A 19,425-nucleotide genomic window follows, 5' to 3' on the forward strand; every position below is an offset into this window, starting at 1 on the left:
CTACTCGGCGGTACCGACATCGCGGCGCACCCCGCCCCCTCCCTCAACGCGCCACCGTGACGCCCCTGTGATGAGATCGCCCGCGCGGTGAGTGGTCTTGCAAGTTCGGCTGCGCATAGAGTCGAAGACGTGGCGGAAGACGAGGGCGGACAGAGCACCGGTGAGTCGGGCAAGAACGAGCCCGGCAAACGCGGCGCCTCTCAGGTTGTCCGCGGCCCTGGTCTGCGTCTGGGCCGGCCGTTCGGCATCCCGCTCTACGTCTCGCCGTCCTGGTTCGTCGTCGCCGCCTTCATCACGGTCCTGCTGGCCCCGCAGTCCGGGGACGCGACCGACCCCTCCAACGACTTCGGCAACGAACTCGGCGGCTGGCGCTATGTGCTGTCCCTGGCATACGCCGTGTTCCTCTACGGATCCGTCGTGGTTCACGAGCTCGCGCACTCGGCCCTGGCCAAGCGCCTGGGGCTGCCGGTGCGGCGCATCGTCATCCACTTCCTCGGCGGCGTGTCGGAGATCGAGAAGGAGTCCGACAGCCCCGGCAAGGCCTTCTGGATCGCCTTCGTCGGCCCGCTGACCTCGGCCGCCCTGGCCGGTATCGGCTTCGCCGTGTACCAGGCCATCCCGCACGAGGACTCGGTCAGCCTGGGCCAGAAGGTCGCCGCCACCCTGATCTTCGGGTTCTGGGCGTCCAACCTGCTGGTCGCCATCTTCAACATGCTGCCGGGCCTGCCGCTGGACGGCGGCCAACTGCTGCGCGCCGCGGTCTGGAAGGCCACCGGCCGCCCGATGGCCGGCACGGTCGCCGCCGCGTGGGCCGGCCGGGTGCTGGCGATCGCGGTGTTCATCGTGATGAACCTGATCTACGTCCACGACGGCACCATCCAGCCCTTCGGCCTGGGCCTGGCCGTGTTCATGGCGATGTTCATCTGGTACGGCGCCACCCAGGCCCTGGTGGTCGCCAAGCTGCGGGAGCGCATCCCGGGCCTGTCGGCCCGCAAGATGACCCGCCGCGCGATCAGCGTCGACGCCCGGATCCCGCTGGCCGAGGCGCTGCGCCGGGCGCACGAGGTGAACGCCCGCGGCATCGTCCTGGTGGACGGCAACGAGCGGCCGACCGGCCTGGTGAACGAGGCCCAGGTGATCGCCACCCCGGAGCAGCGCCGGCCCTGGGTCGAGGCCGGTGACGTGGCGCACCCGCTGGACGCGAGCCTGATAGTGACGGCGGACCTGATGGGCGAGGAACTGCTGGACGTGCTGCGGGCCAACCCGGCGCCGGAGTACCTGGTGGTCGAGACGAGCGGGGAGATCGTCGGGGTGCTGGCGGCCTCCGATGTGCAGGCCGCCTTCCTGGGCAAGCCGCCCGGGCCGCCGCCCGCGCCCCGGAAGATGCCGGTCTAGACGCCCCGGAAGACGCCGGTCTAGGCGCCCCACCACCGCCGGTAGGCTGAAGGGATGGACAGCACGCCCTCCCACGAGCCGACCGTCGCGACCGGCGAACCGATCGTCCCGACCGGCGCCGATCACCGTCGCGGCCCCTTCAAGCCCGGTGACCAGGTGCAGCTCACCGACGCCAAGGGCCGGATGAGCACGATCACCTTGCAGCCGGGCAAGCAGTACCACACGCACAAGGGCTCCTTCGAGCACGACGAGCTGATCGGCTCCCCCGAGGGCGTGGTCGTGAAGACCTCCGGCGGCAACGAGTACCTGGCGCTGCGTCCCCTGCTGTCCGACTTCGTGCTGTCGATGCCGCGAGGCGCCGCCGTCGTCTATCCCAAGGACGCCGGCCAGATCGTGCAGATGGCCGACATCTTCCCCGGCGCGCGGGTGGTCGAGGCCGGCGTCGGCTCCGGCGCGCTGACCTGCTCGCTGCTGCGGGCCGTGGGCGACTCCGGCAGTGTGCACTCCTACGAGCGCCGCGAGGAGTTCGCCGAGATCGCGGCGAAGAACGTGCGCTCCTTCTTCGGCGCCGAACACCCGGCGTGGGAACTGACCATCGGCGACCTCGCGGAGAAGCTGGCCGACGAGGAGGTCGACCGGGTCGTCCTGGACATGCTGGCGCCCTGGGACTGCGTGGACGCGGTCGCCAAGGCCCTGGTCCCCGGCGGCGTGATCGTCTGCTACGTCGCCACCACGACCCAGCTGTCGCGCACCGTGGAGGCCCTGCGCGCCCACGGCGCCTTCACCGAGCCGCAGCCCTGGGAGTCGATGGTGCGCGGCTGGCACGTCGAGGGGTTGGCGGTGCGGCCGGACCACCGGATGATCGGCCACACCGGGTTCCTGGTCACCTCGCGCCGGCTGGCTGACGGCGTCACCCCGCCGGTCCGCCGCCGTCGCCCCTCCAAGGGCGCCTACGCCGCGGACTACGCCGCCGAGGGCGCCACGCCCGCGGCCGGAAGCGTCGCCGACCCGGAGTTCAATGAGGACGGCACCGTGACCTCCTCCGTCGCCCGCCGCGTGTTGCCCTAGCTGTACTTCGGGCTGCGCACCCGGCCCGGCCGGGGGGCCGGTTTCCCCTGGCCGGGGGCCGGCGTCCGGCGGTTCGTCCCGGTGGTCGGAAGGTGGCCAACGTACCAGGACACCACAAGATCGCGAATATAAGTAGCCTTGTAGTCGACTGTTCATCGAAACGTCGCGGGATCGACATCATGACCCGCGACAGTTTCGTGCCGTGACCGCAACGACCGAGGCCGCCAAGGCCCTCGCCGCACCGCCCGGCCCGGCGCGCCGGAACCGCGCCCGGGACTTCCGCGCGACCCGCTGGGGGTGGGCCTACTCGGCGCCGGCCGTGCTGGTGTTCCTGGCCTTCGTGATCATCCCCACCGGCTACACCTTCTACGTCTCGCTGTGGAAGTGGAACGCGCTGAATCCGGCGCTGTCGAAGTTCAAGGGCCTGGGGAACTACTCGCGGCTGTTCAACGCCACGCAGCCGACCTTCCTGAGCAGCCTGTGGCACTCGCTGTACTTCACCGGGGCGATGGTGGTCGGCGGGACGGCGATCTCGCTGGCGCTGGCGCTGCTGTTGCAGCGCGGCGGCCTGCTGCTGAACTCCACGCGGGTGGCGGTCTTCCTGCCGCACGCCACGCCGATGATCGCCACGTCGATGATCTGGGTCTGGATCTTCAACCCCAAGTTCGGCCTGGCCGACTGGTTCCTGCACAGCCTGCACCTGCCGACTTCGCAGTGGCTCCAGTCCTCGGCCTCCTCGATGCCCGCGGTCATCATCTACAGCCTGTGGCACGAGGTCGGCTTCACCACCGTGGTGTTCCTCGGCGGGCTGGCCATGCTGTCCAACGAGCTCTCCGAGGCCGCGCGGGTCGACGGCTGCTCGGCCTGGCAGGAGTTCTGGCACGTCACCTGGCAGCAGCTGCGGCCGGTGACCGTGTTCGTGATCGCCATCACCGCGATCACCTCGCTACAGGCCTTCACGCAGTTCTACCAGCTCTCCAGCGGCGGCCCCGCCTACGCCACGACCACCCTGAGCTACCTGGTCTACCAGGAGGCCTTCATCTTCAGCGACACCGGATACGGCGCGGCGCTGGCCGTGGTCCTGTTCGCCATCACCGTCTTCTTCACTCTCGTCCGGCGCCGCACCGCGGCCGGCGGCGAGTCGCACGCTCTCGTCTGATCGATCCGCCACACCGAGTTCCGCACCGCCACCGAAACCCCTCACCTCGGGAGACCTGAACCATCATGGGTAAGCGCATCACCGCGGCCGCCGGGCTGGCCGCCATCGCCCTCACCGCCACGGCGTGTGCCGGCGGCGGCGCCTCCACGCCGAAATCCGACAACACCGGGGCCAAGAGCAGCGGCTCGGGCACCGAGCTCGCGGTGCCCACCGGCCCGGTCACCATCACCTTCGAGGAGGCGATGACGATCGGGACGCTGAAGCCGGCGATGGACAAGCTGGTCTCGGACTTCCAGGCGAAGTACCCGAACATCACCGTCAAGCTTCAGGGCGACCCGGACTACGCCACGATGTACACCAAGGAGAAGGCCGAGGTGCAGGCCGGGAACGCCCCGACTATCGGCCAGGCCTACGAGAGCTGGGCCGACTACTTCCAGTCCGCCGGCAAGCTGGTCCCGATCAGCGACCTGGCCGGCACCGACACCCCGGCCGAGATGTCCACGTTCTACAAGGGCATCCAGGCGGACATGAAGCTGCCGGACGGCAAGACCTGGATGTGGCCGTTCAACAAGAGCGTGCTGATCCTGTTCGCCAACGCCGACCTGCTGGCCCAGGCCGGGCAGAGCGAGCCCAAGACCTGGGACGACTACGCCACCGCCATGAAGGCGGTCTCCAAGAACGGCGTCACCGGGTCCACCATCGACCCCGGCTCGGCCACCGGCGCGGCGTTCGGCACCCAGTGGTTCGAGATCCTGGCCCGGGCCGACGGCGCGAACCTCTATGACGCCGACGGCACCCCGCACCTGAGCGATCCCGGTGTCGTCAAGGCCCTGCAATACATGAAGGACCTGAAGGACGCCAACGCGCTCGCGACCGGCAAGAACTACCCCGGCGAGACCGCGCTGGGCGCCCAGAAGGGCGTGTTCGACATCTCCTCGGCGGCCGGCTACGGCTTCGAGAACAAGACCGTCGGCGGCAAGTTCAAGCTGGACATCTCCGCGCTGCCCTCCGGCCCGTCCGGCGCCGTCAACGAGCTGACCGGCACCAACATCGTGATGTTCAGCGGCGCCAGCGCCGACCAGAAGGCCGCGGCCTGGGCCTTCCTGAAGTTCATCACCACCCCGGCCGAGCAGGCCCAGTGGGCCGCCACCTCCGGCTATCTGCCGGTGACCAGCCAGGCCATGACCGACCCGGTGATGCAGGCCTTCGTGGCCAAGAACCCCTACGAGACCGCGGCGGTCTCCGAACTCGACACCGCGTTCACGCTGCCCGGCTTCGACTGGATCTTCAAGTGCCAGGGCTACGAGGCCACCGCGATCCAGGAGGTGCTGGAGAACGGCAAGCAGCCCTCTGACGCGCTGAACACCGCGCAGGGCGCCTGCACCGCCGCTAAGGCGCAGGGGTGAGCAAGACGTCCGCATCCCGCGGCATGGCGGGAGCGAGCCGCGCCGGGCGTTGGGCCCGGCGCGTGCTCGCCGTCGCCATCGGCGTCGCGTTCGTGTTCCCGTTCTACTGGACCGTGGTGATCTCGCTCGGGCACCCCGGCGAGTTCAGCGACTTCCCGCCGGTGCTGGTGCCGCACTGGGACTGGTCGAACTGGTCCCGGGCCTGGCATTCGGCGCCGTGGCTGCGGTTGTTCGGGAACACCATCCTGATCGCCTCGTGCACGGTGGTCCTGTGCCTGATCACCTCGCTGCTGGCCGGCTTCGCCTTCGGCGTGCTGCGCTTCCCCGGCCGCAAGGTACTGACGCTGGTCGTGCTCTCGGTGCTGATGATGCCCGGCACGGTGCTGATCATCCCGGACTACGTGCTGGCCAACGACCTGCACCTGCTGAACACCTACTGGATCCAGATCATCCCCTGGGGCGCCAGCGTGTTCGGGATCTTCCTGGTCCGGCAGTTCTTCCTGACCATGCCGTCCGAGATCCTGGACGCCGCGGCGCTGGACGGCGCCTCGCGGCTGCGCTTCCTGCGCTCGATCGGGGTGCCGATGGTGCGCCCGGCGCTGGTCATCGTGGCCATCAACGTGTTCCTGGGCTCCTGGAACTCGTTCCTGTGGCCGGTGATCATGACGAACTCCAGCATGGAGTCCTCCAGCACGGTGCAGCCGGTCGAGGTCGGGCTGTCCACCTTCGCCAACGCCGAGGGCACCGACTTCCCGGGCCTGGCCGCGGCCGTCACCTTCACCACGCTGCCGGTCATGGTGTTCTTCCTGCTGTTGCAGCGGCAGTTCATCCGCGGCGCGCTGTCGGCGGCCGGAGGCGTGCGTGGCTGAGGCACAGACCACAGACCGCCGGCCGATCCTGGTCGTCGACTTCGACGGCACCGTCTACCGCGACGACGCCCCGGTCCGGTTCTACGCCGAGCACGCCGCCGGCGGCCTGCCGGCGGAGTGGCGCGGCCGGTTCCTCGACCTGTTCGGCGCCTACCTCGACCGCGGGGTGGCGGCGGCGGACGGCGTGGCCGACGAGGCCGTGGCCGCCGTGCTGCGCAGCTCGGTCGACGCCTGGGGCGCCGCCGCCGGGCTCGCCGCGCTGTCCGGGGTCGGCCCGGCGGCCACCGAGGAGGCGTTCCTGGCCAGCCGGCAGTACATGCTGACCGCGGCCTGCCGGGTCACGGCGGTCCCGGCGCTGGTCGAGGCGCTCGCCAAGCTGCGCGGCCGAGTACGGATCGTGCTGGCCACCAACAGCCCGGCCGGCGGCTTGGCGCCGCTGCTGGACCGGCTCGGGGTCACCGCCCTGTTCGAGGAGGTCGTCTCCGGCGCCAACAAACCTGAGGGACTGCGGCGGTGGATCGCCGCGGAGCTGGCCGACCGGCCGGCCGCCGAGCTCTTCTCGCTCGGCGACCACTACTTCAACGAGATCGAACCCGCGATGGCGGTCGGCGCGTGCGCCGGCTACATCGACCGGTTCGGCCGCGCCGACGGCCCCGCGACGGTCTGCGCCGCTGTGGTCGAGGACATCCTGCCCGGGATCTTCTCCTGGGCCGGCGCGCACAATTCATAGGAAGAACACGAATTCACATGGCAGCAACCGTCGAGTTCTGGGGCGGGGTCGGCGTCATCGGCTCCAGCAAGGTCCTGATCACCGAGGGGGACCACCGGGTCCTGCTCGATTTCGGGCTCGACATCCCCCGAGGCACCGACCTGTTCCGGCCGCCGGTCGTGCCCCGGCAGCACCGCTACCTCGCCGACCGGCTGCGGGTCGGCGCGGCGCCGCGGGTGCCGGGGGTCTACGACCCGGCGATGATCGAACCCGTAGCTGGGATCGATGCTGTTCCGCTGGCCGAGGAGGGCCCGGCGACGGCGGTGTTCGTCAGCCACGCCCACATCGACCACTGCGGGCTGGTCGGGACCCTGCGGCCGGGGATCGAGGTGCACGCCGCCCCGGAGACCGTCGCGGTGATGCGCGCGCTGGCCGAGGCCGGGGACGGCCTGCCCGGCGGCGATCCGGACTGGCAGGGGCTGGCCGACTCCACGCCGGTGCGCTTCGGCCCGATGACCGTGGAGCGGATCACCGTCGACCACGATGTGCCCGGAGCCAGCGCCTACCTGGTCACCACCTCTGACGGCGTAGTGGCCTTCACCGGCGACATCCGGTTCCACGGCCGCGCGCCGGAGCGCGCCTGGCGGCTGGCCGAGCGCGCCGCGGGCTGTGAGATGTTCGTCACAGAGGGCACCGCTTTGGGCTTGCCGGTGTTCCCGGGGCTGGTACGCACCGAGGACGACGTGGTCCGGGACTTCGCCTCGGCGCTGGCGGACGCGCGCGGGGACCTGGTGCTGCTGGCGATGTATCCGCGCGATCTGGAGCGGGTCGCGGAGTTCATCGAAGTGGCCGGGGCGGCCGGGCGGCAGATCCTCTGGGGGGAGGCCGTGGCGGCCTTCCTGCGGGCCTTGGACATCCAGGGTGTGGTGGCGTACTCCGAGGTGGGCCTGGAGGCCATCCAGGCTGCTCCGGGGGACTGGGTCTACCAGCCGGATCTGCGCGACCTGCGCGGCATCCCGGACCTGGCGGACCTGCCGGTCGGGGACCGGACCGTGTGGCTGCACGCCAACGGGGAGCCGCTGGGCCCGTTCGAGTCGCGCTGGGCGCTGTTCATGGAGTGGCTGGACGTCCTGGGCATCCCGCTGCGCCGGATCGGCTCGTTCGGCCACGCCACCGCCGACGACCTGCACACCCTGGTGCACCGGGTGGCGCCGCGGACCGTGGTGCCGATCCACACCGACGCCCCCGAGCGGCTGCACCCGGTGGCCGGACCGACCCGGCTGCTGCCGATTCTGGCGCAGCCGTATGACCTGGGGGGTCACCCGATTGAGCGAACCTGGGCTTGATTCGCAACCTCGGAGGGGGATGAAGCGTCTGGTTCTGCGAGAGCGGGGGCGGGCCGGCTCAGGAGGCGGCGCGCTCGCCATCGGGCGGCGGTCGGGGGTGACGGCGGAACGGATCGGTGCCGAGCTGGGGCGGAACTGGTTCTCCCGCCGTCCAACGCCTGCCCGGACCGCCGTTTGTCCTTATATATGACGTGTATGACCAACGCCGGGCCGGCGGTGCGGGGATTCGGCTATGCGTCCTCGGCGTTCGGTCCCGCGACCGTCACCCCGTCAGCGGCCCGCCGGACGTGGATGCAGTCGCCGGGGCACTCCTTCGCCGAGTCGAAGACCGCCAGCACCAGATCGGCCGGGACCGGTACACGCGCCTCGGCGCCGGTGCGCAGTTCGGCGTCCGGGCCGTCCTTCACGTAGGCCACGCCGTCGATGTCGAGTTCGAACACATCCGGCGCGTACTGTGCGCAGATGCCGTCGCCCGTACACAGATCGTGGTCGATCCAGACCTCTAGCGCATCCGTGTCAGTAGTGGCCGTCATATTCGAGACGCTATCAAGGTCGGGCGCAGAACCGGGCGCCGGTCTCAGTCGTTGATCCAATGCTGCTCGACAAAGAACCACCGGTGGGCAAGGATCGGATCACAACTCCGTACCGGCGCAACATAACCAGCCGAGTGAGGGGGAATCGTGATGACGACAGGCCTTGTTGTTCCTACGAAGAACACCCGAGTTCCGGACCCGCGGGGGATGCCGCTCCCGGTCTCGGTGGCAACTGCACAACATTCAGCGGTTTCAAGAACGCCTCCGCTAGGCAGGACAGCAGCAAGGAAGTTCTTGAGCATCGCAGCTTCCGGCGGGAGGTGAGGACCGTGCCAGCACACGACGACGACATCCGCGAGGGCGCCGGCCGCGCGAGCCGAGGATCGGACGACCTCGCTGCCCAGGTCACGTACCTGGAGCAGGAGATCGCCGTCCTGCGGCGCAGACTCCGCGACACCGCGGACGCCCCACGGGGCGGCCGGGCCGTGGAGGAGCGGATCAACGAGTTGCAGGCCACTGTGGCCGGGCTCACGAGCCAGAACGAACGGCTGGTGGCGACTCTTCGTGAGGCGCGTGACCAGATCGTGGCGTTGAAGGAGGAGATCGACCGCCTCGCGCAGCCGCCGAGCGGTTTCGGGGTGTTCCTGGAGGACGCCGGCGAAGGCAACGCCGACATCTTCACGGGCGGCCGCAAGATGCGGGTGTCCGTGAGTCCCTCCATCGAGCCCGGAACATTGACCCCCGGCCAGGAGGTGATGCTGAACGAGGCCCTGAACGTGGTCGCCGCGTTCGGCTTCGAGAGTGTCGGGGAGATCGTCAGCCTCAAGGAGATCCTGGAGGACGGCAGCCGCGCCCTGGTCACCGGGCGCACCGACGAGGAGCACGTGGTGCGCCTGGCCGAGCCGCTGCTGGAGTCCGGCGTCAAGCTGCGCCCCGGCGACGCCTTGCTGATGGAGCCGCGCAGCGGCTACGTCTACGAGGTCATCCCCAAGTCCGAGGTCGAAGACCTCGTGCTGGAGGAGGTGCCGGACATCTCCTACCTGGAGATCGGCGGCCTGGACGGCCAGATCGAGCTGATCCGCGACGCCGTCGAGCTCCCGTATCTGCACCCTGACCTGTTCAAGGAGCACAAGCTCCGGCCGCCCAAGGGCGTGCTGCTGTACGGGCCTCCCGGCTGTGGCAAGACCCTGATCGCCAAGGCGGTGGCGAACTCGCTGGCCAAGAAGGTCGCCGAGGTGACCGGCTCGGACAACGTGAAGAGCTACTTCCTCAACATCAAGGGCCCGGAGCTGCTCAACAAGTACGTCGGCGAGACCGAGCGGCACATCCGCCTGGTCTTCCAGCGGGCTCGTGAGAAGGCCAGCGAGGGTGCCCCGGTCATCGTGTTCTTCGACGAGATGGACTCGCTGTTCCGCACCCGCGGCAGCGGCATCAGCTCCGACGTGGAGAACACCATCGTCCCGCAGCTGCTCTCGGAGATCGACGGCGTCGAGGGCCTGGAGAACGTCATCGTCATCGGCGCCTCCAACCGCGAGGACATGATCGACCCGGCGATCCTGCGCCCGGGCCGGCTGGACGTGAAGATCAAGATCGAGCGTCCGGACGCCGAGGCGGCCAAGGACATCTTCGGCAAGTACGTCACCACCGAACTCCCGCTGCACGCCGACGACCTCGCCGAGCACAGCGGAGACCGGCAGGAGACGGTCACGGCGATGATCCAGGCCACGGTCGAGCGGATGTACAGCGAGATCGACGAGAACCGGTTCCTGGAGGTGACCTACGCCAACGGGGACAAGGAGGTCATGTACTTCCGCGACTTCAACTCCGGCGCGATGATCCAGAACATCGTCGACCGCGCGAAGAAGTCCGCGATCAAGGACTTCCTGGACCACAAGCAGAAGGGTCTGCGCGTCTCCCACCTTCTCGGCGCCTGCGTCGATGAGTTCAAGGAGAACGAGGACCTGCCGAACACCACCAACCCCGACGACTGGGCCCGCATCTCCGGCAAGAAGGGCGAGCGGATCGTGTTCATCCGCACGCTGGTCACCGGCAAGCGCGGCGGCGACACCGGCCGCTCCATCGACACGATCGCCAGCACCGGTCAGTACCTGTAGTACCCGCAGTACCCGGCAAGGCCTGAGCGCCGCCCGCACGCTGTCACCATCGACAGCGCGCGGGCGGCGTGTGCGTTTTTCCCGGGCGGCAACCCGCCATCGGCCCACGATTCATTGATCACCCCCCGGGTACACACACCGAGTGGCAACCCATCACCCCAGCAAAAACCGTGCACAAGGCACTGCCACACGTCACCCCCGCGGAATAAGGTGGCCGGTATGAGCGTGTGGCGAATCATGGGCACCGAGACCGAGTACGGCATTTCTGTACCAGGAAACCCCGGCGCCAACGCGATGCTGATCTCGTCCCAGATCGTCAACTCCTACGCCGCGGCCATGCACCGGGCCCGCCGCGCGCGCTGGGACTTCGAGGAAGAGAACCCACTGCGGGACGCCCGAGGGTTCGACCTGGCCCGGGATATCGCCGACGCCAGCCAGCTCACCGACGAGGACGCGGGCCTGGCCAACGTGATCCTCACCAACGGCGCGCGCCTGTATGTCGACCACGCGCACCCGGAGTACTCCTCGCCGGAGGTCACCAACCCGCGTGACGCGGTGATCTGGGACAAGGCCGGGGAGTGGATCATGGCCGAGGCCTCGCGCCGGGCCGCCGAGATCCCCGGCACCGCGCCGATCAACCTGTACAAGAACAACACCGACAACAAGGGCGCCTCCTACGGCTCGCATGAGAACTACCTCATGCAGCGGACCACCCCCTTCGCCGACATCGTGCGCAACCTGACCCCGTTCTTCGTCTCCCGGCAGGTGGTCACCGGCGCCGGGCGGGTCGGCATCGGCCAGGACGGCCGCGCGCACGGCTTCCAGATCTCCCAGCGCGCCGACTTCTTCGAGGTCGAGGTGGGCCTGGAGACCACCCTCAAGCGTCCGATCATCAACACCCGCGACGAGCCGCACGCCGATCCTGAGCGCTACCGCCGGCTGCACGTCATCATCGGCGACGCCAACCTGGCCGAGATCTCCATCTACCTCAAGATGGGCACCACCTCGCTGGTCCTGGCGATGATCGAGGAGCGCTTCATGTCCACCGACCTGTCGGTGGAGGCTCCGGTGCGCACCCTGCACCAGGTCAGCCACGACCCGACGCTGCGGCAGCTGGTGACGCTGCGCAGCGGCCGCAAGCTCACCGCGGTGCAGTTGCAGATGGAGTACTGCGAGCAGGCCCGCAAGTTCGTGGAGGACCGCTACGGCTCCGACGTGGACGACGTCACCAAGGACGTGCTGGAGCGCTGGGAGTCGGTGCTCACCCGGCTGGAGTCCGACCCGATGACGCTGTCCAAGGAGCTGGACTGGGTCGCCAAGTACGAGATCCTGCAGGGCTACCGCAAGCGCGACAGCCTGGACTGGGACTCCTCGCGCCTGGAGCTGGTGGACCTGCAGTACTCCGACGTGCGCCCGGCGAAGGGCCTGTACCAGCGTCTGGCGGCCCGCGGGCGGTTCGAGCGCATCACCACCGACGAGCGGATCCGCCAGGCCGTGGACCACCCGCCGGAGGACACCAGGGCCTACTTCCGGGGCCGGTGTCTGGACAAGTACGCGGACTCCGTGGCCGCCGCGTCCTGGGACTCCGTGATCTTCGACGTGCCCGGCCGGGAGTCGTTGCAACGGGTGCCGACGCTGGAACCGACCCGCGGAACCAAACAGCACGTCCAAGCGTTGATCGATCGAAGCCGTACCGCCGAGGATCTGGTACGCGCACTGACCGAGGGCTGAGACGGAACGTGTCACATTCCAGGACCAGCGCCTCCCGGCGCTGGTCCTGGAACTTTCACCGGTTGTCACGCCCACCCGTCTCCCACCACCGCCCGTCAAGGGGGTGCTTCGCACCGCTGAACTTTTTTTGCCGTCACCCCCATCGCGAGTGGAATACCTCCGTTCGGGGGAAGTTGAAGCTAGAGTGAGGAAGATCGGCAACCTTGCCGAGGAGTGGGAGAGGGCTGAGATGGCAGCGGACGAACGCGGCGGCCAGCAGCATGCGAACCGCGACAAGCAAGAGGTCGAGGAGACCGCCCCGGAGGCGAGCAACGACCTCCAGGAGCGCCAGGAGAAGATCTCCGAGGACGTCGACTCCATGCTGGACGAGATCGACGAGGTGCTGGAGGCCAACTCCGAGGACTTCGTCCGGGGCTTCGTTCAGAAGGGTGGCCAGTGAGGTTCGCGATCAACTAGGGTCGCACCACATCAAGGTCCGATTTCGTACCGAACCTTTATAGAAGGGGATTGCTGAAGTGGAATCCAACGCGGACTGGGGCTCTCGGGGCGGTCTGCCGCAGGCGTTCCTCACGCCGGGCATCTCCTCTTTCAGCGAGTTCTTGAAGGGCTTCGCCCCCGACTACCTGCCGGCCGGGCGCCCCCTGCCGGCCGGCGCGGCATCGGCCAAAGACATCGCGCCGCACGGCACCACCATCGTCTCCCTCACCTTCCCCGGCGGCGTGCTGCTGGCCGGCGACCGCCGGGCGACCATGGGCTCGATGATCGCCCAGCGCGACATCGAGAAGGTGTTCCCGGCCGATGAGTTCTCCGCGGTCGGCATCGCCGGCACCGCGGGCCTGGCCGTGGAGACGGTCCGGCTGTTCCAGCTGGAGCTGGAGCACTACGAGAAGATCGAGGGCGTCACGCTCTCCACCGACGGCAAGGCCAACCGCCTGGCCACCATGATCCGCGGCAACCTCGGGATGGCCATGCAGGGCCTGGCCGTGGTCCCGCTGTTCGCCGGCTACGACGAGGAGACCGGCCAGGGCCGGATCTTCAGCTACGACGTCACCGGCGGCCTTTACGAGGAGCACGACCACTACTCGGTGGGCTCCGGCTCGGTGTTCGCCCGCGGATCGCTGAAGAAGCTGTTCCGCCCGGACTTCACCGCCGAGGACGCCGCGATCGCGGCCGTGCAGGCGCTCTATGACGCCGCCGACGACGACTCGGCCACCGGCGGCCCCGACCTGTTCCGCAAGATCTACCCCGTCGTCGCGGTGGTCACCGCCGACGGCTACCGGCGGCTGCCGGACGAGGAACTGTCCACGCTCGTAGCCGGCGTCATGGATGCCCGCCGCGAGGTTCCCGACGGTCCCCGCTCCCCGCTGCGATAACTTGCAGATCGCAGCAGAACCAACAATCTTGCAGACCTCGGTCCCAGTCAGGAGTGACCCGTCGTGACGACGCCGTTCTACGTCTCGCCCGAACAGATCATGAAGGACCGGGCCGAGTATGCCCGTAAGGGCATCTCGCGTGGCCGGTCCGTGGCAGTCATCTTCTATGACAAGGGCATCCTGTTCGTCGGGGAGAACCCGTCGCGGGCCCTGCACAAGATCTCCGAGATCTACGACCGCATCGCCTTCGCCGCGGCCGGCCGCTACAACGAGTACGAGCAGCTGCGCATCGCCGGCGTGCGGCACGCCGACATGCGCGGCTACGTCTACGACCGCCGCGACGTCACCGGCCGGGCCCTGGCCAACACCTACGCCCAGGCGCTGGGCACGATGTTCAGCGAGGGCGCGGGCAAGCCGTACGAGGTGGAGCTGGCCGTGGCCGAGGTCGGCGAGAAGGCCGCCGAGGACCAGGGCTACCGGGTCACCTTCGACGGCCAGGTCACCGACATCCGCGGCTTCCAGGTCCTCGGCGGCGCCGCGGACGCGGTGACCCAGGTGCTGGAATCCTCCTTCGAGGAGAACGCCGCGCTGGAGACGGTCCTGAACGCCGCGGTCGACGCCCTGGGCCGGGACGGTACCGAGCCCCGCACCCTGACGCCGAACCAGCTCGAGGTCGCGGTCCTGGACCGGACCCGGACCCGGGTGCGCAAGTTCCGGCGGATCACCGGCCCGGCACTGGCGAGCCTGCTCGGCGTCGAGGGCGACGGGGACGGCGACGGCAAGGGCGGCGACGGCGGCAAGGACGGTAAGGACGGTAAGGACGACGGCGCGGCGAAGAAGGACGCGCCGGCGGCCGAGGCCGAGTTGGGCGACGGCGACGTGCTCGGCGCCGTCGACGACCTCCTCGACGAGGGGGACTCCTCGGAGTCCTGACATCTGCGGCAGCCGAACAACGACGCAGAGGCCTGACGCGGATTAAAGTCTAACGCGGCATAAGGTGGTCATCATGGACCGGCGGATCTTCGGGCTCGAAAACGAATACGGCGTCACCTGCACGTTCCGCGGACAGCGCCGCCTGTCCCCGGACGAGGTGGCTCGCTACCTGTTCCGCCGCGTCGTGTCCTGGGGACGCTCCAGTAACGTCTTCCTGCGCAACGGCGCGCGCCTGTACCTGGACGTCGGCTCGCACCCGGAGTACGCCACCCCCGAGTGCGACTCGGTGCGCGAGCTGATCGTGCACGACAAGGCCGGCGAGCGGATCCTGGAGGGCCTGCTGGCCGACGCCGAGCGGCGGCTGCACGAGGAGGGCATCGCCGGGGACGTCTACCTGTTCAAGAACAACACCGACTCGGCCGGCAACTCCTACGGCTGCCACGAGAACTACCTGGTGGGCCGGCACGGCGAGTTCTCCCGGCTGGCCGACGTGCTGATCCCGTTCCTGGTCACCCGGCAGCTGATCTGCGGGGCCGGCAAGGTGCTGGCCACCCCGCGCGGCGCGGTGTACTGCGTCTCGCAGCGCGCCGAGCACATCTGGGAGGGTGTCTCCTCGGCCACCACCCGGTCCCGGCCGATCATCAACACCCGCGACGAGCCGCACGCCGACGCCGAGAAGTACCGGCGGCTGCACGTGATCGTCGGCGACTCCAACATGTCCGAGACCACCATGATGCTCAAGGTCGGGGCCACCGACCTGGTGCTGCGGATGATCGAGGCCGGCACCACGCTGCGGGACATGACCCTGGAGAACCCGATCCGGGCGATCCGCGAGGTCAGCCACGACATAACCGGCCAGAAGAAGGTGCGGCTGGCCAACGGCCGGGAGATGAGCGCCCTGGAGATACAGGAGGAGTACTTCAGCAAGGCGCGCGACTTCGCCGAGAAGCGCGGCCTGCGCACCGGCGCCGTGGACAAGATCCTGGACCTGTGGGAGCGCACGCTGACCGCGGTGGACACCGGTGACCTGGACCTGATCTCCCGGGAGATCGACTGGGTGATCAAGTACCAGCTGATCGAGCGCTACCGGGCCAAGAACAACCTGGCGATGTCCGCCCCGCGGGTGGCCCAGCTGGACCTGGCCTACCACGACATCTCCCGCAACCGCGGCCTGTACTACCTGCTGGAGAAGCGCGGCATGGTCGAGCGCACCGCCACCGACCTGGAGATCTTCCAGGCCAAGTCGGTGCCGCCGCAGACCACCCGGGCCCGGCTGCGCGGGGAGTTCATCAAGCGGGCGCAGGAGCAGCGGCGGGACTTCACCGTCGACTGGGTGCACCTCAAGCTCAACGACCAGGCGCAGCGCACCGTGCTGTGCAAGGACCCGTTCCGCTCGGTGGACGAGCGGGTGGAGAAGCTGATCTCCTCGATGTAGACGCAGGCACAGGCGGATGTGAGGCCTTTGCCCTTTCGTGGCCCGCTCTCGGCTCCGGCCGAGCGCGGGCCGCGCTAGTGTGGTGCGGTCCCTGAGACATGTGGTTGTCCCACCATCACGTCTCGACTTTCTGCCGGGGGCCGTCGGCGTCCCGGCCCCGCGCCGATTCGAGGTATTCCGTGCGCCGTCCCGTGGCCACCCGCCGGACCCAGACCGCCCTCGCCGGGCTCGCCGCAGGCCTGCTGCTGGTGGCCGCCGGCTGCTCGTCGAGCAAGTCCACACCGAGCGGGTCCCCGGCCGCCTCGACCGGCTCCACGGCCTCCTCGGGGGCGTCGTCCTCCGGGGCACCGGTCGCCGACGCCTTCGGGGTCAAGCCGAATATCCAGATCCCGGCCGGTCAGCCGGACAGCAAGCTCGGCGTCAAGGTGAAGATCCCGGGCGACGGGCCCAAGGTCACCGACGGCGCCGTGGTGGTCCTGAACTTCACCGCCAAGCTCTGGCGCGATGGTTCGGACCTGGGCAGCAGCTATGACCAGGGCCAGCACCCGGTGACCGCGGTCGAGGGCCAGGGCCAGATCCTGCCGGGCTGGGAGCAGGGGATCAAGGGCCAGGCGGCCGGCAGCCGGGTGGAGCTGACGGTGCCGCCGGCGCTCGGCTTCGGGGCCAAGGGCAGCACCGACGGCAAGATCACCATCACCGCCACCGACACCCTCGTCTTCGACCTGGACATCGTCGGGGTCTACCCCTCGCCGCAGGCCGACATCGCGACCGGCCCCAGCGTGCTCAACGACCCGTCGCTGCCGACGGTGGGCACCGCGGTGGGCACCGCCGACCCGAAGATCACCATCCCGGCCGGCAAGCAGCCGCCGTCCGGCGCGGTCTACAAGCCGGTGATCGTCGGCAAGGGCCCGCAGGTCAAGAAGGGGCAGACGGTGGTCGTGCAGTACGAGGGCATGGTCTGGCGCACGGGCCAGATCTTCGACTCCTCGTTCAGCAAGGGCAAGTCGCTGTTCGCCACCCAGATCGGCGTCGGCTCGGTCGTGCAGGGCTGGGACGACGGGCTGATCGGGCAGACCGTCGGCTCCCGGGTGCTGCTGGTGGTGCCGCCGGCCCAGGGCTACGGGCCGTCGGGCCAGCCCAGCGCCGGGATCCAGGGCACCGACACCATGGTGTTCGTCGTGGACATCCTGGATGCCCGGTAGGCGGCCGAGAACGCCGAAGACGCCCTGATAGCGTAACGAGAAGTCCATCCCCGACAGGATTGGGAACAGCAAGCCCATGAGTCTTGAAAAGCCTGAGATCGACTTCCCCGACTTCCCGGCACCGGCCGACCTGGTGATCGAGGACGTCACCGTCGGCACCGGCGCGGAGGCCAAGGCCGGCCAGAACGTCACCGTCCACTACGCGGGCGTGTCGTTCTCCACCGGCGAGGAGTTCGACGCCTCCTGGAACCGCGGCCAGCCTTTCGAGTTCCCGCTGGGCGGCGGCCGGGTCATCGCCGGCTGGGACCGCGGCGTGGCCGGCATGAAGGTCGGCGGCCGGCGCAAGCTGGTCATCCCGCCGCACCTGGCCTACGGGGACCGCAGCCCGAGCCCGGCGATCAAGCCGGGTGAGACGCTGATCTTCGTGGTCGACCTGCTCGGCGTGCGCTGAGGCACCGAGCAGCTCCGCCTTCGATGGCCGCCCCGGGAAACGGGGCGGCCATCGGCGTGTTCGCCGGCTGACGCGCCCGGGGAACCCGTGCGGGCCAATCCGCGACCAGTGGCCCGGAACCGCCGCGCGGACCTGCCTGCCGCCCCGGCTCCCGTGGCAGCATCGAGATATGCCTGTCGCCTCGCTCGTCGCTCTGCTGACCGTCTGGACCCTGGCGCTGCTGATCCCGGGCCCGGACTTCCTCGCCGTCTCGCACGCCTCGGTCGCGCGCTCCCGCCGCGACGCGGTCTTCGTCGGCCTGGGCGTGGCCGGTGCGATGGCGGTCTGGGCCACCACCAGCCTGGTCGGCCTGACTGTCCTGCTGGTCAAGTGCCAGCCGCTGTTCGAGGCGGTCCGGCTGGCCGGCGCCGGCTACCTGCTCTGGCTGGCGTTCCAACTCCTGCGCTCGGCGGCGCGCCGCAGGACCGGCGGCCCGGTGGCAGCCGGGCCGCGGATCCGGCCGCGGGGTGCCATCGCGGCCTTCCGGGCCGGCTTCCTGTGCAACATCGGCAACCCGAAGGCCGCCGTCTTCTTCTCCAGCGTCTTCGCCGCGCTCCTGCCGCCGCACGTGGACTGGGAGTACCGCACCACGATCGGCGTCGCGATCCCGGCCATCGGCGTCGCCTGGTACGCGCTCGTGGCGTGCCTGTTCTCCGCCCAGCGCGTCGCGGCGGCCTACGCGCGGGCCCGCCGCGTCGTCGACGCCGTGACCGGGACGCTGTTCGCGGTGCTGGCCGGGGACTTGGTGTTCGCCGAGTAGCGGCGAGTTGAGCGCTTAGCTGAACGCTTAGCTGAGCGCCTAGCTAGGGGACACCTCTGTGCTGCTAGCGCTATGTGTTGCTGGTGCCGTGTCAGGCAACCTTTGCCCGGTAGTTTGCGGCGTAGTTCGCGACGCGCCGATCGCCGGGGAGGATCCGTTGTGGGCTGGGGCTGCGGGTATGTCGCTGTTGGTCTGCGGGATTAAATGCTTTTTACGGCCTTCGGTCATGGTTGTGCCGGTTCGGGGTTCGGGGTGGTGGGTGTGTTTGTCGGCTGCCGGTTTTCGCGTTCACGACCCCGCCGCGACTCAGGCCTCTTCAACTCCGGCAAGTCAGAGCAAGGGCACAGGCCAGGTCAAGAGCAAGAGCAAGAGCCACAAGCAAGATCAAGAGCAAGAGCCACAAGCAAGATCAAGAGCAAGAGCCACAAGCAAGATCAAGAGCAAGAGCCACAAGCAAGATCAAGAGCTGAAGATCAAGATCAAGAGCTGTGGTGAAGAGCCGGGCCTCCGGCGGGCCTCGGCAACCTCAGGGAAACTAGCGCGGTTCCCTCGGGTGGCCGGGTGAGTCTCAGCGGCGGCGGTTTGTGGGGTGGTGCGGTCCGTTCCCCACGGTCGCGTCGTCAGCCCCAAGGGGTACAGCACCGGTGCCCGGGGGTAAAGTCCGCGCGCGGCGGACATGCGTGGAAGCGGCGGTTTCGCACAGCGCGAACTTGACCCCCGGCCACCGGCACTGTAGGCGAAGCCCTGCCGACGCGACCGAGGGGAACGAACCGAAAACCGGCCGGAGAAGTACAAAACTGGTGGTTCGGTACCGGCAGCTCGGCGAATACGGCCGCCGGTCAGGGCAACGGCGGCGCGGCAGTCCCGAGGGTGGGCATTCTTGGCGGGTGCGGGTGCGGGTG

Annotated in this window: 17 protein-coding genes; 16 read left to right on the forward strand and 1 reads right to left on the reverse strand. The window is 69.2% G+C overall.

Annotated elements, in window-relative coordinates; translation table 11 throughout:
- The first annotated feature begins 129 nt into the window (after positions 1–129).
- From IZR01_RS17060 to IZR01_RS17090, 7 genes are all read left to right on the forward strand, one after another.
- A complete protein-coding gene (locus IZR01_RS17060) occupies positions 130–1,395 on the forward strand; it encodes a site-2 protease family protein (protein WP_194924404.1) in 1,266 nt (421 codons plus the stop codon).
- Between the two features lie 54 nt (positions 1,396–1,449).
- Complete coding sequence (locus IZR01_RS17065) at positions 1,450–2,463, forward strand: tRNA (adenine-N1)-methyltransferase (protein WP_194896624.1); 1,014 nt, start codon at positions 1,450–1,452, stop codon at positions 2,461–2,463.
- Between the two features lie 202 nt (positions 2,464–2,665).
- Positions 2,666–3,622: a carbohydrate ABC transporter permease gene (locus tag IZR01_RS17070; protein WP_194896625.1), complete on the forward strand. Its 957-nt coding sequence runs from the start codon at positions 2,666–2,668 to the stop codon at positions 3,620–3,622.
- A gap of 65 nt (positions 3,623–3,687) precedes the next feature.
- Positions 3,688–5,028 carry an extracellular solute-binding protein gene (locus IZR01_RS17075; RefSeq protein ID WP_194896626.1) on the forward strand — a complete coding sequence of 447 codons (1,341 nt, stop codon included), beginning with the start codon at positions 3,688–3,690 and terminating at the stop codon, positions 5,026–5,028.
- Positions 5,025–5,897, forward strand: coding sequence for a carbohydrate ABC transporter permease (locus IZR01_RS17080; RefSeq protein WP_194896627.1), 873 nt, complete (start codon positions 5,025–5,027; stop codon positions 5,895–5,897). Before IZR01_RS17075 ends, IZR01_RS17080 begins: the two co-directional genes overlap by 4 nt.
- The gene (locus IZR01_RS17085; protein WP_194896628.1) at positions 5,890–6,627 is read left to right on the forward strand and encodes an HAD family hydrolase; all 738 of its coding nucleotides are present in this window, start codon (positions 5,890–5,892) and stop codon (positions 6,625–6,627) included. The genes IZR01_RS17080 and IZR01_RS17085 overlap by 8 nt, the downstream gene beginning before the upstream one ends.
- 17 nt (positions 6,628–6,644) lie before the next feature.
- On the forward strand, positions 6,645–7,952 hold the full coding sequence (locus IZR01_RS17090) for an MBL fold metallo-hydrolase (RefSeq protein ID WP_194924405.1): 1,308 nt from the start codon (positions 6,645–6,647) through the stop codon (positions 7,950–7,952).
- A 230-nt stretch (positions 7,953–8,182) separates the two neighbouring features.
- On the opposite strand, the gene IZR01_RS17095 is transcribed toward IZR01_RS17090, so the two are convergent.
- Positions 8,183–8,485, reverse strand: coding sequence for a ferredoxin (locus IZR01_RS17095; RefSeq protein WP_194896630.1), 303 nt, complete (start codon positions 8,483–8,485; stop codon positions 8,183–8,185).
- 329 nt (positions 8,486–8,814) lie between these two features.
- On the opposite strand from IZR01_RS17095, the gene arc reads away from it, so the two are divergent.
- From arc to IZR01_RS17140, 9 genes are all read left to right on the forward strand, one after another.
- Positions 8,815–10,599 carry a proteasome ATPase gene (arc, locus tag IZR01_RS17100; protein ID WP_194896631.1) on the forward strand — a complete coding sequence of 595 codons (1,785 nt, stop codon included), beginning with the start codon at positions 8,815–8,817 and terminating at the stop codon, positions 10,597–10,599.
- A 219-nt stretch (positions 10,600–10,818) separates the two neighbouring features.
- Complete coding sequence (dop, locus tag IZR01_RS17105; protein ID WP_194924406.1) at positions 10,819–12,330, forward strand: depupylase/deamidase Dop; 1,512 nt, start codon at positions 10,819–10,821, stop codon at positions 12,328–12,330.
- 229 nt (positions 12,331–12,559) lie between these two features.
- Positions 12,560–12,769 carry a ubiquitin-like protein Pup gene (locus IZR01_RS17110; protein ID WP_194896633.1) on the forward strand — a complete coding sequence of 70 codons (210 nt, stop codon included), beginning with the start codon at positions 12,560–12,562 and terminating at the stop codon, positions 12,767–12,769.
- A gap of 76 nt (positions 12,770–12,845) precedes the next feature.
- Positions 12,846–13,703: a proteasome subunit beta gene (gene prcB, locus IZR01_RS17115; RefSeq protein ID WP_194896634.1), complete on the forward strand. Its 858-nt coding sequence runs from the start codon at positions 12,846–12,848 to the stop codon at positions 13,701–13,703.
- Positions 13,704–13,766: 63 nt separating this feature from the next.
- The gene (gene prcA / locus IZR01_RS17120) at positions 13,767–14,636 is read left to right on the forward strand and encodes a proteasome subunit alpha (RefSeq protein WP_194924407.1); all 870 of its coding nucleotides are present in this window, start codon (positions 13,767–13,769) and stop codon (positions 14,634–14,636) included.
- 73 nt (positions 14,637–14,709) lie between these two features.
- A complete protein-coding gene (gene pafA, locus IZR01_RS17125; protein WP_194896636.1) occupies positions 14,710–16,071 on the forward strand; it encodes a Pup--protein ligase in 1,362 nt (453 codons plus the stop codon).
- A 179-nt stretch (positions 16,072–16,250) separates the two neighbouring features.
- Complete coding sequence (locus tag IZR01_RS17130; protein WP_194896637.1) at positions 16,251–17,273, forward strand: FKBP-type peptidyl-prolyl cis-trans isomerase; 1,023 nt, start codon at positions 16,251–16,253, stop codon at positions 17,271–17,273.
- A gap of 76 nt (positions 17,274–17,349) precedes the next feature.
- Positions 17,350–17,724 carry an FKBP-type peptidyl-prolyl cis-trans isomerase gene (locus IZR01_RS17135; RefSeq protein ID WP_194896638.1) on the forward strand — a complete coding sequence of 125 codons (375 nt, stop codon included), beginning with the start codon at positions 17,350–17,352 and terminating at the stop codon, positions 17,722–17,724.
- A gap of 169 nt (positions 17,725–17,893) precedes the next feature.
- A complete protein-coding gene (locus tag IZR01_RS17140) occupies positions 17,894–18,523 on the forward strand; it encodes a LysE family transporter (protein ID WP_194924408.1) in 630 nt (209 codons plus the stop codon).
- Positions 18,524–19,425 lie beyond the last annotated feature (902 nt).

The organism is Catenulispora pinisilvae, assembly GCF_015356865.1.
GTDB classification, from domain to species: Bacteria; Actinomycetota; Actinomycetes; order Streptomycetales; family Catenulisporaceae; genus Catenulispora; species Catenulispora pinisilvae.